The sequence below is a fragment of the Curtobacterium sp. MCBA15_012 genome, from assembly GCF_001864935.2.
Classification (GTDB): domain Bacteria; phylum Actinomycetota; class Actinomycetes; order Actinomycetales; family Microbacteriaceae; genus Curtobacterium.
This window is the reverse complement of sequence record NZ_CP126267.1, coordinates 1560857-1576210: the sequence shown is the minus strand read 5'-3', so window position 1 is coordinate 1576210 and position 15354 is coordinate 1560857. Positions and strand designations below refer to the sequence as shown.

Genomic DNA, 15354 nt, shown 5'->3' with positions numbered 1-15354 from the left:
CCGTCCGTCCGGAGGAGAACCTGATGACGACCTCGACCTCGACCCCGTCCCTCGCGTCCCTGGGGGCGCTCGTGCCCCGGATCGGCCTCGTCGCCGCGGCGGTGGCCGTCGCGGCGACGGCTGCACTCGGCGGGCCCGCGACCCCGACGACCGCCCACGCCGAGTCGGCGCACGGGGGCTCGACCAACAACTCGATCGGGTGGCACGTGCACTGGTGACGCGTCGCACGTCGGCCGGGGCGGGGGGCGTGTCGCCGCCGCCCCGGCCGTCGCGCGTCGCGGGTCCTACCGCGCCGCGAGGTGGGACCTCCAGGACCCCGCGTCGGTGATGTCCGGTGCGTCGACGGTCGCGAGCGGTTCGCAGAGGAAGCCGAGGACCGTGTCGCCGGACCCGAGCTCGACGACGCCCACGGTCATCGGCGCGACGAGCTGCGTCAGGAAGGTGCCGACGCGTGCGGCGGGGATCGACCACCGCTCCCCCGTGATCGCGGCGCCGCCGTCGTGCACGCGGACCAGGCCGGGCTTCGGCGGCGTCGTCGGGAGGGCGTGGAGGCGGTAGCGCGGCGCGGTGACCGCGGGTCCGGCGTGGACGGCACCCAGGTCGGTGAGCTGCCGGTTCAGGGGTTGTCCGCTCATGTGGGCTCCGAACACGGCGATGTCGATCGTCGGCGGACGCCACGGCGCAGATCGCCCCGTCTCGTGCAGGAGGAACCGGTCGGCCAGGTCGGCGAGGGCTGCGTCGGAGAAGGCCGGACCGATGAGCGTGACGCCGAAGGGTCGGCCGTCGGCCTCGGCTCCGGGGACCGCGATCGCCGCGAGGTCGAGCAGGTTGACGAAGTTGGTGAAGGTCCCGACCCACGAGTTCACGCCGATCGGGTCGGCCTGCACGTCGGCGATGCTCGGGTGGCCGGGCGCGGTGGGCAGCAGGAGCGCGTCGACCTCGCCGAGGAGTGTCCGAGCGGTCAGGGCCGCGCGCCGGAGGGTCTGCTGGTCGGCCACCAGGTCGACGGCACTCGGACCGTGCCCGCCCCGGATGATCGCGGTCACACTCGGGTCCCCCGATCCGTGGTCGGCGTCGAGGTGGTGGCCGACGGCGTACGTGCGCTCGGCGACGAGCGCACCGTCGTAGAGCAGCTTCGCAGCGTCCAGCAGCGGGGTGATGTCCGTCTCGACCAGTTCCGCGCCGGCGGCGCGCAACACCTCGAGCGTCTGGTCGTAGCTGGCGCGCCACGCGGGGCTGAGCGGCGCGAGGTCCGGTTCCCGCGCGATCGCCAGCCGCGACGTGGGCGGCGCGGCGGCGGGAGCAGCCGGGTCCCACGCACGGCTGGTGGGGTCGAGCGGATCGACCCCGGTGATGACGGCGGCGACGTGCTCGGCGACGGCGAGGGTGGGAGCGAACACCGTGACGGTGTCGTAGGACGGAGCCGCAGGGGCCATGCCGCGAGCGGGCACCAGTCCGAGGGTCGGCTTGATGCCGACGAGCCGGTTGTACGCGGCCGGGACCCGACCGGACCCTGCCGTGTCGGTGCCGAGGGCGGCGTCGACGATGCCGAGCGCGGTGGCGACCGCCGACCCGGAACTGGACCCGCCGGACACGAGTCCCGGGTCGAACGCGTTCCGGACGACGCCGTGGGGGCTGCGGGTACCGACGAGACCGGTGGCGAACTGGTCGAGGTTGGTCTTGCCGATCACGACCGCACCGGCGTCCTCGAGGCGGGCGACGGCCGTCGCGCTCTCGTCGGGGACGAACCCGGTCCACGGTGCTGCGCACGTCGTGGGCAGTCCCGCGACGTCGATGTTGTCCTTGACGGCGATCACCGTGCCGGCCAGCGGGAGGCGTTCGGCACCGACCGTGTCCAGGCGTTCCTGCACGGTGCGTGCCCGGGCCAGCGCGTCGTCCCGGTCCCGGAGGGTGATCCAGACCTCCGGTCGGTCGACGGACGCGATCCGCTCGTAGGCCGCGGTGACGCGGGCGACCGGGTCCGGCGTGGGAGCGGCGGCCGTGGGACGGAAGGTGGGAGTGGTGGTGCTCATGGTGCGGGTCGTCTCCGTTTCGGGGCGCTGGCCGGTGGTCAGACGTCGGCGTGGACGTCGGCTGCGGTGACGACGGCGAGGGGCTGGCCCGCCGCCACGGTGTCCCCGGGGGCGACGAGCAGTTCCAGCACGGTGAGGTGGTGCGGCGCCCGGACCGGTGTCTCCATCTTCATCGCCTCGAGCACCAGCAGGTCCGCGCCGTCGTCGAGGACGTCGTCCGCGGCGGCGTCGACCCGCCAGACGGCCCCGGCCATCGGTGCCTCGACGACGGTCGCTCCGTCGGGCAGGCGGCTGTACACGTCGTCCGTGGTCGTCGCAGCGGCCGCTCCGTCGTCGCGCGGTGCGAACTCGCCGGCGGCTTCCCACGCGAGGCGCTCGGTCTCGAACGCGGCGGCCTGACGGGCGCGGAACGCCTCGATGTCCGCGGCGTGTCGGGTGAGGAACTCCTGGTGCTGCCGGAGGGAGAACTCGCCGGGGCGGATGTCGAGCTGCAGCCGGTCCGCTGCCATCTCGGCGCGCAGGTCGGTGAGTTCGTCGGGGCTGACGAGGTGGAACCTGATGCGGTCGAAGAACCGCAGCAGCCAGGGGTGTCCGTCGGTGAAGGACGTCCGTCGCGCTCGGAGGCCGGCCCAGATGGGGACGGTGCGCCCGACGAGCTGGTAGCCGCCGGGGCTGTCCATGCCGTAGATGCACATGTACGTGCCGCCGATGCCGACGGTTCCCTCTGCCGTCCAGGTCCGGGCCGGGTTGTACTTGGTGGTCAGGAGTCGGTGCCGGGGGTCCAGCGGCGCGGCGGCGGGGGCGCCGAGGTACACGTCGCCGAGTCCGAGGACCATGTACTCGGCCTCGGTGACGATGCGTTGCACGTCGTCGGTGGTCTCCAGCCCGTTGGCGCGGCGGATGAACTCGATGTTCGAGGGGTTCCACGGGGCGTCGTCGCGGATGAGGGAGCCGTAGCGGGCGATCGCCTCGGCGACGGTCGGGTCGTCCCACGAGAGCGGCAGGTGCACTTCCCTGCTCGGGACGACGAGGTCGTCCGTGGCGGGCAGGTGCTGCTCGATCTCGACCAGCAGGTCGACGAGGCGTCGGATCGGCAGCACCGCGGGGTCGACGTGCAGGTGCAGTGACCGGACGCCGGGGGTCTGGTCGACGAGCCCGGCCGGCGCCGCCTCGCGGAGGCCCTGCATCAGGGCGTGGACCCGCATGCGCAGGCCGAGGTCCAACGTCATCGGCCCGTACTCGACGAGCACGTTGTCGTCGCCGCCGCGCCGGTACACCACCGCCGGGGTCGTCCCGGTGGCGGGCAGGGCGGCCAGGACGCCGTCGTCGTCGTCGCGACGGCTCAGGGTCGGCGTGAAGACGGTGTTCGTGCGGTTCGCCTCGGCGATCGCGGGCAGCTGGGTGCTGTCGACGGGGACGAACCGGAGGGTGTCGCCGGGGCGGAGCTGGCCGAGCTTCCAGCGGTCCGCGCTCACCACGGTGACCGGACACGCGAACCCGCCGAGACTCGGCCCGTCCGGGCCGAGGACGGAGGGGGTGTCGCCGGTGAAGTTGACGGCGCCGACGGAGTACGCGTTGTCGTGCAGGTTCGAGGGGTGCAGGCCGGCCTCCCCACCGTCGCTGCGCGCCCACGTCGGTCTCGGGCCGATCAGGCGCACCCCCGTGCGGGCGGCGTGGAAGTGCACGGTCCACGTGGCGTCGTAGAGCTGCTGCACGTCCTCCCGGGTGAAGTACTCCGGGGCGGGCTGGGGGCCCTCGGTGACGTGCAGCTCCCAGCTGCTGCTCGTGCTGATCCGGGCGGCGGGATCGATGACGGTCGGCGTGGCCAGCGACGTGGTGGTGGTGGCACGGAGGACGTCCCCGGTGGCGATCGGGCGGCCGCCGTGCCCGCCGAAGCGGCCCTGCTCGAAGGTGGCTGCGCTGCCGAGGTAGCTGGGCACGTCGAGGCCGCCGCGGACGGCGAGGTAGGTGCGCACCCCGGTCCCGCGGACGGTGCCGACGTCGAGCGTGCCGCCCGCGGGGACGGTGATCGGCTCCCACTGCGGGACGGCGACCCCGCCGACCGTGACGGGTGCGGGTGCGCCGGTGACGGCGACGACGGTCTCCTCCGTGAACCGCAGCGCCAGTCCGGAGACGGTGCACTCCAGGGCCGGGGCGCCCTCCGGGTTGCCGACGGCGGTGTTCGCCGCCCGGAAGGAGCGGTCGTCCATCGGGCCGCCGGGGCTGATGCCGACCTGCCAGAGACCGATCCGGCCGGGCCAGTCCTGGACGGTCGTCGATGCGCCGCCCCGGAGCACGTCGATGCGTGGCCGGGGATCGGAGACGTCCTCGAGGAGGTTCGTGGTCACGGCCGCGTCGAGCACCGCGTCGGTGGTGCAGATCGCCCCCAGCAGGCCGAGGTTCGACTCGATGCCGGCGACCTCGGTGTCCGACAGGGCGCGCTGCAGGGCGGCGAAGGCGGTGCGACGGTCGTCGGCGGTGACGATCACCTTCGCGAGCATGGGGTCGTAGACCGGGGAGACCTCGTCGCCCGTCTCGACGCCCGTCTCGATCCGCACGTCGCCGCGCTCCGCACCGTCGGTGTCGGGGAACCGGACCCGGGTGAGCAGCCCCGTGGAGGGCTGGTAGTGCTTCACCGGGTCCTCGGCGTAGACCCGCGCTTCGATCGCGTGACGACCGTTCGGGACGGGTGTGGTGCCGGCGAGGAAGCCGGACGGGCCGGTGTCGCCGAGTCCGACGCGGAGCATCCACTCGACGAGGTCGACGTCGAAGACCTGCTCGGTGACGGGGTGTTCGACCTGGAGGCGGGTGTTGAGCTCGAGGAAGTACACCTGTTGCGTGTCGGTGTCGTAGACGAACTCGACCGTCCCCGCGGACCGGTAGCCGACGTGCTCGGCCAGTGCGGTCGCGCTGGCGTGCATCAGCGTGCGGACGTGTCCGGGCAGGTCCGGGGCGGGGGCTTCCTCGACGACCTTCTGGTGTCGGCGCTGGAGGCTGCAGTCCCGGTCGCCGAGGATCCGGACGGTCCCGTCGCCGTCGCCGAAGACCTGCACCTCGAGGTGGCGCGCACGGGCGATGAACTTCTCGACGAAGACCCCCGGTGTGGCGAAGTTCGCAGCCGCCAGTCGGGTCACGGACCCGAACGCTGCCCGCAGGTCGGCCTCGTTCCAGCAGGTGGAGATCCCCACGCCGCCACCACCGCCGGAGGCCTTGACCATCACCGGGTAGCCGATCCGCTCCGCGGCCGTCGCCGCCTCGTCGACGGTGTCGACCAGTCCCGACCCGGGCACGCAGGGCACCCCGCACTCCGTCGCGATCGCGATGGCGGTGTGCTTCGGTCCGAACGCCTCGATCTGCTGCCACGTCGGACCGATGAACACCAGCCCGGCGGCTTCGACGGCTCGGGCGAACCCGGGGTTCTCGGACAGGAACCCGTAGCCCGGGTGGACGGCGCCGGCCCCGGACGCCCGCGCGGCGGCGAGGATGCGGTCGACGTCGAGGTAGCTCTGCTCCGGGGCGGCCGGGCCGAGGCGGTGCGCTTCGTCGGCCTCGCGCACGTGGGCACTGGCACGGTCCGCGTCGGAGTACACCGCGATGGTGCGCAGGCCCATCCGCTTCGCGGTGCGGATGACGCGGCGGGCGATCTCCCCGCGGTTGGCGATCAGGACGCTCTCGAACGCAGGCTGCTGCTCAGGCATGGTGGTGGTTGCCTTCCCGGGTGGTGGCGAGACGGAGGAGGGGCGCCGCCCGCGCCGACCGACGGCGGCGCGGGCGGCGGTCGGGGTGGGGTCAGAGGACGCCGCGGGTGACCATGTTGGTGATCGCGCGCGTCGCGCGCGCCATCACCGTGTCCATGGACTCGCCGATGTGTTCCCCGAGCGCGGTCTTGGCCTGCTCGAGGTGTCCGGCGACCACCAGGTCACCGATCGCGAGGTGTTCGTCGATGGTGGCGGTGATGCGGTCTTCGGTCACGTAGTCGTACATGCGGACCGCGCGGATGCGGTGGTTGACGCTCTCCAGCGCCTCGACGAGGGCTTCGTTCCCGGCGGCGCGGCACAGTGTGACGTGGAAGCGTTCGTCGTCCATCACGAACTGGGGCGTGGGCGACGGGGGCGATCGTCGCAGCTCCCGCCACCGGTCCAGCTCCGCGCCGAGGAGCGCGAAGTCGTAGCCGGCGAGCTCCCGTTCGACGGTGCGCTGCACGCCGCGCATCTCGATCGTGACGCGGAGCTCGTACAGCTCGGCCAGGTGGTGCAGGTCCGGCAGCACCACCCGGTACCCGTACTCGTCGTTGTCGATCAGCCCGTCGGCACGGAGCATGAACAGCGCCGTCCGGACCGGCGTGCGGGACACCTGCAGTTCGTGCGCGATCGCGTCCTCGCGGAGTCGGCTGCGCGGCGCGTACCGGCCGTTCATCAGCTGTTCCCGGAGGTGCTCGTAGACGACGTCGGTGCGGGAACGCCCCCGCCGACCCGTCGCGGGGGCCCGGTCGTCCGCGGCGGTCATCGCTGCTCCGGCAGGACGTACCGGCCCGTCTTGTCCGTCGCCAACGCCAGGGACGAGATGTACTGCGCCGACCCGTCCGGAGCGCGTTCTGCCGAGAGCAGCATGTCCGGGCGTTCGAACTCGAGGCCCGTGACGTGGCAGCGCAGCAGCTCCCCGCTGGGGTTCCCGTCGGCGTCGAGCATCGGCAGGTCGATGCCGTCGTCGGTGCGGCGCAGGTAGAACCGCCCGCGGGTCAGCACCGCCGTCAGGGGCGTCACCACGATCGGGATCGCGACGGCGAAGATCGCCGAGAACGGAGCGACGCCGGGACCGAACGCACCGAAGAAGACCGCGATCGAGACGCCGGCGGCGAGCAGGAGCGACACCACCCCGACCGGGTTCCAGGCGTACAGCATGCCGCGGCGGAACTCCGGGTGCTTCGGCGACAAGCCCAGCAGGTACTTGTTGACGGCGATGTCCACGGCGACCGTCACGATCCAGGCCATCCCGCAGTTGGCGTAGAAGCCGAGGATGGTGTTGAGGAAGTCGAACATCTTCAGCTCCATCAGCGCCAACGCGATCGCGAGGTTGACGACGACGAACACGAGCCGGCCCGGGTACGCGCGGGTGACCCGGGTGAAGGCGTTCGTCCACGCCAGCGAGCCGGAGTAGGCGTTGGTGACGTTGATCTTGATCTGCGACAGCACCACCAGGACCACGGCGAGCGTCATGGCCAGCCACCCCGGCATCATCCGCTCGTACACGCCGAGGAACTGGTGCACCGGCTCGTTCGCCGTCGCCGACGCTGCCGGGTCGAGCGTCGCGATCAGGTAGACGGCGATGAAGAGGCCGATCGCCTGCTTCAACGCGCCGAACACCACCCAACCCGGGCCCGCGATGATCACCGCACGCCACCACGAGCGACGGTTCGCGTCGGTGCGGGGCGGCATGAACCGGAGGTAGTCGATCTGCTCGGCGATCTGCGCGATCAGCGACAGGCACACACCCGCAGCGAGCATGACCGATGCGGGACTGACCCCGGTCCCGGAGCCGTCCTTGCCCGCGTAGGCGAAGAAGGTCGACAGCGACGACGGGTCGGAGACGAGCAGGTAGGCCAGCGGCACCACCATGAGCACCAACCAGAACGGGGTGGTCCACACCTGCAGCTTCGAGAGCGCCTTCATCCCGTACACGGCCAGCGGGATGACGATCAGCGTGGACACGGCGTACCCGAGCGGCCGCGGCACGTGCAGCCCGAGCTCCAGGCCCTGCGCCATGATCGACCCCTCGAGGGCGAAGAAGATGAACGTGAAGGTGGCGAAGACCACGTTCGTGATCACCGAGCCGTAGTACCCGAAACCCGACGCCCGGGTGATGAGGTCCAGGTCGATGTTGTACCGGGCGGCGTAGTACGCCAGCGGGATCCCCGTGACGAAGATGACCACCGCGGCGACGAGGATGCCCAGCAGCGCGTTCGTCGTCCCGTAGGCGATGCCGGCGTTCGCGCCGATCGAGAAGTCGGCGAGGTACGCGATCCCGCCCAGTGCGCTCGTCGCGACGACTCCTGCGCCCCACTTCCGGTAGGAGCGAGGAGCGAAGCGCAGCGTGTAGTCCTCCAGGCTCTCCCGCGTCGCAGCGCGGGTGTCGGACGATGCGGAGGAGCCAGGAACAGTGATGGTGCCGTCGTGAGGTGCCTCGACGTCAGTGGACACGGCGAACCCTTTCGATCGGTGGTGCACGGCTGAGGTGAAGACCCGGAACGACACACACCACGTCATCGGAGTGGACCGGGCGACGCCACCGGGACACGACCGGGGGCGTGGCAACGAGCCTGGCGACGGGATGTTTCCGGCATGTTCCCCGGAACGAACTTTCCTGTGTCGACAGCGCTGGACACACTGTTGTACACAACTTCGCGGGCCCGGTCGTGCGACGCTCGGTGCACCTCACCCGTCCAGGAACAGACCCGGAGGCCTACCGTGACCACGACCAGCACCACCACCACGCCGCACGTCCTCGGCGATCTCGTCGCCCGCGGAACCACTGCGAACGTCGCCACCGTCGTCGCCGGGACCGGTCTCTTCGCAGCGGCAGCGCAGCTGACCGTCCCGCTGTGGCCCGTACCGATCACCGGTCAGACGTTCGCGGTCCTCGTCCTCGGCGCCGCGCTCGGCACCCGCCGGGCAGCCGCCGCCACCAGCCTCTACCTCGTCGCCGGCACCGTCGGTCTGCCGGTCTTCACCGGCGGCGCCTCCGGCAACCCGTTCGCGATGCCCTCCGGCGGCTACCTCGTCGGTTTCGTCGTCGCCGCCGCCCTCGTCGGCTTCCTCGCCGAGCGAGGCTGGGACCGCACACCGCTGCGCTCCCTCGCCGCGTTCGGGCTCGGTTCCGCCGCGATGTACGCCGTCGCGCTGCCCTGGCTCGCGATCAGCCTCACGCACCTCGGCGCTCCGCACTCCCCCGCAGCCGTCCTCGGCGCAGGACTCGTGCCGTTCCTCGTCGGTGACGCGCTCAAGGCCCTGCTCGCCGCCGGACTCCTCCCGCTGACCTGGCGACTGACCTGGCGACTCGTCCCCCGCCGTCCGCGCCGGGCACACCAGGGTCGACGGACCAGCGGACCTTCCGCCTGAGTCCTTCCGCGGCGCACGCGTCCCGTCCGGATCCTGTCCGGGGCGTCCGCTCCCTCCGCTCACCGCGACCGGCGACCGGCGACCGGCGACCGGCGACCGGCGACCGGCGACCGGCGACCGGCGACGATCGTCCCTCCGGAGCGCCGGTGGGCGGCGCGCCGGAGCACGCCGCCCACGCGCGTGTCGCACCTCAGCCGCAGTGCGACTTCCAGACCTGCGGGAAGTCGAACCAGTACCCGCGACCGCATCCACCGCTCTTGATGAACTCCGCCGCACCGGCGACGAGGACCCCGAGGGCGGTGCACGAGGTCTTCGACAGGTCGAGGCTGATGCAGACGGCGGCGAGGTAGACGCCCGCACCGACGGTGACGATCGTGCGGACCACCTGGCCGGAGAGGAAGTACTCGTGGTTGCTCCACCAGTGCTTGCTCTCCCCGATCTCGGCGGCCGGGTCCCCGGCCGCGGTGCGCGGCGCGGCGACGGCACCACCGTCACCGGAGGTGCCGAGCAGCTGCTGCGGCGTCATCCGCGATGCCGTCGCACGCGCCTCCGCGTCCTCCTGCGTGGTCAGGTCGGTCCAGTGGCGCATCGTCTGTCCACCGACGCTGAAGCCAGTCGTCGCGACCTGGTCGAGCATCGTCGACGAGAGCGCCCCGGACCGGATGTCCACCAGGACGGTGCCGCGCTCGATCGAGCGGACCACTGCCGCTCGTGCATCCGACGGAGTGGTCGTCGACGCGGACGCCGGCCCGGGCGCGACGAGCACCGCGAGCAGGACCGCCAGGGTCGACACGGTGAGCGCGAGGAGCGTGGTGCGCCGGCGCTCGGTGGCACGAGTCGGAACGAGGGTTCCCATGACTGTTCTCCTTGCTGACGAGGGGTGACCATCACCCGTCGGGATCGTCGGTGCCGGAACCGACGTACGGCCGAAGGACGACCCCTCCGCCGACCAACTCGGGGTGACGGTCAGACGAACGTCTGGTGAGTGCGCGTTCAGCGGCGCGACCCGACGCGATCCTGGTCGTGCAGGTCAGCAGGCCGCACCGCCCGATGGCACGGCCGCCGCCGGCTCGCTGAACGACCTCTCCGTCTGCGCCGACAGCCCGCGTGCACGCTGGGAATCAGCAGCGGTGGCCCCATCGTTCGCCATACGATCGTCTGACGAAGACCGATGATCTGTCAGGGACGAGGCCGGGCCGATGACCACAGCAGTGCGATGGAGTGACGACGTGCAGGCAGCGGCAGCGCAGCGCCTCGTGGCCCCGGGTGGCATGATCGTCGCCCCCACCAAGGTCGGCTACATCGTGATGACGACCGATCGACGTGGCCTGGAGCGGAAGTTCGACGCCAAGCAGCGGCCCCTGTCGAAGCCCGGGGTGGTCCTCGTCAGCTCGCTCGAGATGGTGCATCGACTGGCCGAGACGACGCCGGAGATCGACGCACTCTACGAACGCTGCTGGAACGAGGACGTCCTGCTCGGCTGCATCCTCCCCTGGCGCCCGGACGGACTGCGACACATCCCCGACGACGGCTCCCGCGAACTCGTGATGGACAGCCGGGCGACGTCGTGCTTCGTCATCCGCTTCGGAGTGCCGGCCGAATCGATCGCGCGAGACCTCTGGGAGCAGCACGAACTGCTCTCGTTCGCGAGTTCGGCGAACCCGTCCGGGCAGGGGAACCGCGGTGTCCTCGCCGGGATCGGCGATCGGATCGCTGGCGCAGCGGACCTCCTCGTCGAGGCCGACGACTACGTCGCCTCCGTCCAGCCCGACCGCGACGCTGACACCCGCTGGGAACAGGGCGTCATGGTGTCGATGGTCGACCAGGGCGGGCACCTCGTGCCCGAGCAACACGGAGCCCGCTCGGTCGCTCCGGTTCCGACGCTCATCCGGAAGGGACTCGACCTCGACCGCATCATGCGGTTCCTGTCCGACCAGTTCCCGAGCTGGGACCACCGCCACGGGCAGTACCACTAGGCAGGCGTCCGACCGAGTGAGGACCGGGAGCACGCCGTCCGAACTCGTCGATCGCGTCGGGACGCGTCCGTCCGAAGTCCCCGATCGCGACCGCCCGCAGGAGCGGGTGCACCGACTGTCCTCACGAGCACGAGCACGAGCACGAGCACGAGTCGCGGGAAGGGTTCCGCAGCGCGGGATCACCCGCGACCACCCAGCCACCCGTCGGATCAGGAGTCACCATGACGAACACACCGTCCCCATCCCGCCACGTCGAGACGTTCACCGGCATCGCGACCGGTGAGCAGATCCTCGTCTGGTGCGACTGCCCCGTGGGGCACGACCACCGCTCCGGACCAGGCGACACCACTGGCGCCCGGTAGTCGATCGGCACCGGACACCGGATCGGGCCCACGAGTCGGCGGGGAGCTCGGGCTGGCACGGGACGGCTCGGTCCTCGACCGTGCACGTGGAGTCGAGCGCGCCGCCCGATGTGGAGCGCCGTCGAACGGTCCCGAACGCCCTAGAGTTCGAATCGAGGACGCGCGGCGTCCCTGACGGAAGAGAGACGCATGCGGGTTGCGATCACGGGCGGGACCGGCTTCGTCGGACGGCACCTCGCGGAGCGGTACGACCCCGAGGACGTGGTGATCGTCTCCCGTCGGACCGGGATCGAGATCGACGACGTCGACGCGCTCACCGAGGCGTTCGCGGGCGTCGACACCGTGGCGCACTGCGCGGGCATCAACCGCGAGATCGGTGACCAGTCGTTCGAGCGGGTGCACATCCGCGGGACGGCCGCCGTGCTCGAAGCAGCGCACCGGGCAGGGGTGCAGCGAGTCGTCCTCCTGAGCTTCCTGCGGGCGCGACCGGGCACGGGGTCTCCGTACCACGAGACGAAGTGGGCAGCGGAGGAGATGGTCCGCGCCTCTGGGCTCGACTACACCGTGCTCAAGGCCGGCATGATCTACGGCCACGGTGACCACCTCGTCGACCATCTCAGCCACACCGTGCAGACCGTGCCGCTGTTCGCTTCCGTCGGTCTGCGCGAGAAGACGATCAGCCCGATCCCGGTCGCTGAACTCGTGGACGTGCTGGTCGGCGCACTGGAGGGACGACTGTCACGCAGGACCGTCGCGGTCCGCGGCGGCGAGGCGCTGCTGCTCAGCGAGGCCGTCCGCCGTGTCGCCGGCGTGGTCGGTCGGCCGGTGTGGGTGTTCCCGGCACCGGTCTGGGCGCACCGGGTGCTCGCGCAGGTCACCGAGTGGACGATGCGGGTGCCACTCGTCGCCAAGGCGCAGGTGCGGATGCTCGCCGAGGGTGTCACGGAGGCGACACAGCCCGCCGGGGAACTGCCCGACGACCTGGCACCGAAGGCCCGCTTCGACAGTGATCACATCCTGGCCGCACTCCCACCCCGAGGCGGCTTCACGTGGCGGGACCTCCGACTGCCGGGACGTCCCTGACCCGTTCGGAGGGCCGCTCTCTCCTGAGCCGCTCCCGCGCTCGACGCTCAGTACGCTTGCTCGCGGGCGCCGGCCGTCGGCCGTCGGTCAGTGTGGAAGGGAATCATGTTGCCGCTGCCGTCGAATCCGGACGAGTGGGTCCTCCACCCCGCTCCGGCGTGGGGCGACAAGGTCGACTTCGTTGCGAACACGACGTTCGATGACAGCGGCCCAGGGTCGCTCCGGTTCGAACAGTTGCTCTTCGAGAAGCTCCGTGACCAGCGCTACCGGCTGTGCTGCATCCCGTTCTTCACCTACGGCTTCTGCCTCGGTGATGTCGTCGCGCTCGCGGACGACGCCGAGATCGGCCTGACCCCTGGGGACGTCCTGGAGCGGAGCGATCACTGGTCGCTTCGCGTCCTCCTCGCACCCGACGGAGACGTCGCCGCGTTGCGGGACCTGCTCACGACCCACTGCGCAGCGGTCGAGACGCGCGGGCGCCTCGTGGCTTGCTCCGTCGTCGGTCGTGGACGGCTGGAGTCCCTCCGTCGGGGCCTCGACGAACTGGAGCGCGGCGAGCACCTCTCGTACGAGACCGCTTGGATCTGACGGAGCCAGCACCATCGGGTCCCGGTGGCCGCTCGGGTCGCGATGTGACCAGCCGAGAGTGGTGGGCTCATCCTGCCCGCAGCGCCACGCGCGGAGGACGCCGGCTGCGGGACGACGGAGCGGCGACCCCGGGGATGCCGACGCTCTACACCGGTGTCACTCGGTGCGCCGACGCCGGCGACGCAGCACCAGCGTTGCGGTACCGGCGAGGAGGAGCAGCGTTGCGAGCGACGCCGGCCCGAGGGGCGACGGTGCTCCGGTCGCGGCCAGCGTGCCCGTCGCCGGGACCACCGGCGTGCCGGCGCCCTGAGCCGCTGATGTCGTGGTCACGGCCGGCATCGGGGAGGGCGACGAGGCGGGCGTCCCCGCCGGTCCCGGCGTGGCAGCAGCGATCAGCGGGCTCTCGGACATCGCCGCGCCGGTGAGGCAGCGCTTGAGCTCGGTTTCCTTGACCCAGTTCGACCCGGCGGCGACCGCACGGCACCCGGCGGCGAACGCGATCTCACGCTCGTTGTAGAGCATGCGCACCAGCGGCGTGTAGGCCGCTCCGGTGGCGGGGTCGATGCCCGCTCGCGCCACGACGTCCCACTGCACGTTCGCGGCCATCGGTGTCACCTGGGACCCTCGCCACGGGTTGGTGGCGGAGTCGTAGACGTCGGCATCCGACGCCGGAGCAGGATCGTCGGGTGCGGCGACCGTGGATCCCGGAAGACGCAGCAGCGCAGCGAACGGGATGATCGTCTCGGCGTGCGCGAAGCGGAAGGTCGCGACCACGTCGCCGCCGGCAACGCGGGCGTCGATGGTCGCGAAGAAGTCGTCGAGCAGGGGCTCGGCGATCGAGTACGTCTCGTCGTGCCCGGCGAGGCTCGGGCCCTTCTCGTAGAAGTCCTCGGCGTCGAGCAGGTACGCGAACCACTCGGCATCCGCCGATCGGCCTGCGAAGTACTGGGTGAAGTCGAACTCGTGCGGAGCGACGTCCTCGTCGTGCATGTCCGCCGCGATGATGTCCAGGTTGTACAACGCCATCGCCGCATCGACCGGGGTCTTGATCGACTTCTTCGGATCGCCGCAGGCGTCGGGGTCCGCCGTCCTGTCGGCGCCGGGCGCGCACGTCACCCCGCCACCCTTGGTGCCGTCGGCGGTGTCGTACCAGACGTGCGCCGCGTCCGTGCCGATCGCAGCGATGAACCGGGGCGTGAAGATGCCGGAGAGCAGGTCGTCGGCCGCCGCGACCGATCGCGGCCGGCTCTCGATGTACTGCAGCGCCGCGGCGATCGTGCCGCCGGCACCGGTCTGTCGGGCGATGTAGTCCTCGTACGCCTGGGCACGCGCACGCTCGGGCGACCCCACGGCCTTGTCGGTGCCGTCCGGGTTCTGGACCTCGTGGAAGTAGAGCAGATCCGGACGCGGCACGAGCGCGACACCCGGCATCCCGAAGCCCGCCAGGAAGTTCTCGCCCGACTCGGTGGCGCGTTGCTCACCCGAGGTCTCGGCGACGACACGCCCACCCGTCTTCGCCGCGTCCGCGAACAGTTGCGCGTTGCGCTGTGCGGCCCGCGCGCCGATGCCACGGTGCTGGGCGGCGCCCTGACCCGTGAGCATGCCGTAGCCGTTCTCGACGTTCGCGGCCGTGATGGCGTCCAGGTTCGCGGAGAACTCCCTCCCGATCTCCGGCGTCAGGAACCCGTTCTCGGCCTGCGCCGTCGCGGCGAGGCGGTGCAGCAGCGCGTCGTACTTGTAGGAGGAGAGCCCCCGGGAGCCGTGTCGGGCGACCGACTCCGTGGCGACGGGTGCGTAGCCGTCCGGAGCGGGCGAGTAGGCACCGATGTCCGACGGGCTGGGGGCGACGTAGGGCTGCTTGCTGCTGAGGGAGGGGGCGTCGTCGGCGTGTGCCGGTACCGCGAGCGCCAGCGACGCGAGGGCGGTGACGGCGAAGCAGGACAGTGCGGTGCGCGCGTTCATGGGTTCTCCGATGTCGGGAGCCTCGGACGAGGTTCCGACGAGCAGAGGTAGTGGCAGCCGGTGAACAGCGCTTGACCCGGAGGTGGCCGGTCGGTGCTCCCGGCACGGCCCGCGGCGTCCGTGCGAGGCGCCGTCCGGCTCCTGCTCGGGGGTTTCTCCAGTGGGCCCTGCCGGGATCGAACCGACGACATCCACGGTGTAAACGTGGCGCTCTACCAGCTGAGCTAAAGGCCCT

General features: G+C 71.5%; 12 protein-coding genes and 1 tRNA gene. 6 read left to right on the top strand and 7 right to left on the bottom strand.

The genetic code is table 11. The features are described from left to right. Positions 1-23: 23 nt before the first annotated feature. Positions 24-218 carry a hypothetical protein gene (locus QOL15_RS07240; RefSeq protein ID WP_071246795.1) on the top strand — a complete coding sequence of 65 codons (195 nt, stop codon included), beginning with the start codon at positions 24-26 and terminating at the stop codon, positions 216-218. 66 nt (positions 219-284) lie between these two features. Here the strand turns inward: QOL15_RS07240 and atzF are convergent, their stop codons facing one another. The 4 genes from atzF to QOL15_RS07220 all read right to left on the bottom strand — a co-directional run bounded on the left by atzF (position 285) and on the right by QOL15_RS07220 (position 8194). Beyond that, positions 285-2033 carry an allophanate hydrolase gene (atzF, locus tag QOL15_RS07235; protein WP_065959443.1) on the bottom strand — a complete coding sequence of 583 codons (1749 nt, stop codon included), beginning with the start codon at positions 2031-2033 and terminating at the stop codon, positions 285-287. Between the two features lie 38 nt (positions 2034-2071). Next, positions 2072-5731 carry an urea carboxylase gene (gene uca / locus QOL15_RS07230; RefSeq protein ID WP_071246793.1) on the bottom strand — a complete coding sequence of 1220 codons (3660 nt, stop codon included), beginning with the start codon at positions 5729-5731 and terminating at the stop codon, positions 2072-2074. Positions 5732-5822: 91 nt separating this feature from the next. Next, on the bottom strand, positions 5823-6539 hold the full coding sequence (locus QOL15_RS07225) for a GntR family transcriptional regulator (RefSeq protein WP_065959447.1): 717 nt from the start codon (positions 6537-6539) through the stop codon (positions 5823-5825). Then, entirely contained in the window at positions 6536-8194 is a 1659-nt protein-coding gene (locus QOL15_RS07220) for a hypothetical protein (RefSeq protein WP_139197447.1), read from the bottom strand. Before QOL15_RS07220 ends, QOL15_RS07225 begins: the two co-directional genes overlap by 4 nt. A gap of 303 nt (positions 8195-8497) precedes the next feature. On the opposite strand from QOL15_RS07220, the gene QOL15_RS07215 reads away from it, so the two are divergent. Then, entirely contained in the window at positions 8498-9148 is a 651-nt protein-coding gene (locus tag QOL15_RS07215) for a biotin transporter BioY (RefSeq protein ID WP_065959449.1), read from the top strand. Positions 9149-9338: 190 nt separating this feature from the next. Here QOL15_RS07215 and QOL15_RS07210 read toward each other — a convergent pair whose 3' ends face one another. Then, positions 9339-10004: a hypothetical protein gene (locus QOL15_RS07210; protein ID WP_071246791.1), complete on the bottom strand. Its 666-nt coding sequence runs from the start codon at positions 10002-10004 to the stop codon at positions 9339-9341. Positions 10005-10347: 343 nt separating this feature from the next. Here QOL15_RS07210 and QOL15_RS07205 point away from each other — a divergent pair, with 343 nt between their 5' ends. The 4 genes from QOL15_RS07205 to QOL15_RS07190 all read left to right on the top strand — a co-directional run bounded on the left by QOL15_RS07205 (position 10348) and on the right by QOL15_RS07190 (position 13157). Beyond that, positions 10348-11124, top strand: coding sequence for an L-threonylcarbamoyladenylate synthase (locus tag QOL15_RS07205; RefSeq protein ID WP_071246789.1), 777 nt, complete (start codon positions 10348-10350; stop codon positions 11122-11124). A 221-nt stretch (positions 11125-11345) separates the two neighbouring features. Then, positions 11346-11486, top strand: a complete 141-nt coding sequence (locus tag QOL15_RS07200) for a hypothetical protein (protein ID WP_175473105.1) — start codon at positions 11346-11348, stop codon at positions 11484-11486. 189 nt (positions 11487-11675) lie between these two features. After that, entirely contained in the window at positions 11676-12569 is an 894-nt protein-coding gene (locus QOL15_RS07195) for an NAD-dependent epimerase/dehydratase family protein (RefSeq protein ID WP_071246787.1), read from the top strand. A 105-nt stretch (positions 12570-12674) separates the two neighbouring features. Further along, complete coding sequence (locus tag QOL15_RS07190; RefSeq protein WP_071284890.1) at positions 12675-13157, top strand: DUF4265 domain-containing protein; 483 nt, start codon at positions 12675-12677, stop codon at positions 13155-13157. A 156-nt stretch (positions 13158-13313) separates the two neighbouring features. Here QOL15_RS07190 and QOL15_RS07185 read toward each other — a convergent pair whose 3' ends face one another. Beyond that, the gene (locus QOL15_RS07185) at positions 13314-15119 is read right to left on the bottom strand and encodes a histidine-type phosphatase (protein WP_083393947.1); all 1806 of its coding nucleotides are present in this window, start codon (positions 15117-15119) and stop codon (positions 13314-13316) included. A 161-nt stretch (positions 15120-15280) separates the two neighbouring features. Next, positions 15281-15353, bottom strand: a tRNA-Val gene (locus QOL15_RS07180). Position 15354 lies beyond the last annotated feature (1 nt).

Coding starts and splice junctions, on each gene's coding strand:
- QOL15_RS07240 (WP_071246795.1), top strand. CDS start 24: ATGACGACCTCGACCTCGACCCCGTCCCTCGCGTCCCTGGGGGCGCTC.
- atzF (WP_065959443.1), bottom strand. CDS start 2,033: ATGAGCACCACCACTCCCACCTTCCGTCCCACGGCCGCCGCTCCCACG.
- uca (WP_071246793.1), bottom strand. CDS start 5,731: ATGCCTGAGCAGCAGCCTGCGTTCGAGAGCGTCCTGATCGCCAACCGC.
- QOL15_RS07225 (WP_065959447.1), bottom strand. CDS start 6,539: ATGACCGCCGCGGACGACCGGGCCCCCGCGACGGGTCGGCGGGGGCGT.
- QOL15_RS07210 (WP_071246791.1), bottom strand. CDS start 10,004: ATGGGAACCCTCGTTCCGACTCGTGCCACCGAGCGCCGGCGCACCACG.
- QOL15_RS07205 (WP_071246789.1), top strand. CDS start 10,348: ATGACCACAGCAGTGCGATGGAGTGACGACGTGCAGGCAGCGGCAGCG.
- QOL15_RS07200 (WP_175473105.1), top strand. CDS start 11,346: ATGACGAACACACCGTCCCCATCCCGCCACGTCGAGACGTTCACCGGC.
- QOL15_RS07195 (WP_071246787.1), top strand. CDS start 11,676: ATGCGGGTTGCGATCACGGGCGGGACCGGCTTCGTCGGACGGCACCTC.
- QOL15_RS07190 (WP_071284890.1), top strand. CDS start 12,675: ATGTTGCCGCTGCCGTCGAATCCGGACGAGTGGGTCCTCCACCCCGCT.
- QOL15_RS07185 (WP_083393947.1), bottom strand. CDS start 15,119: ATGAACGCGCGCACCGCACTGTCCTGCTTCGCCGTCACCGCCCTCGCG.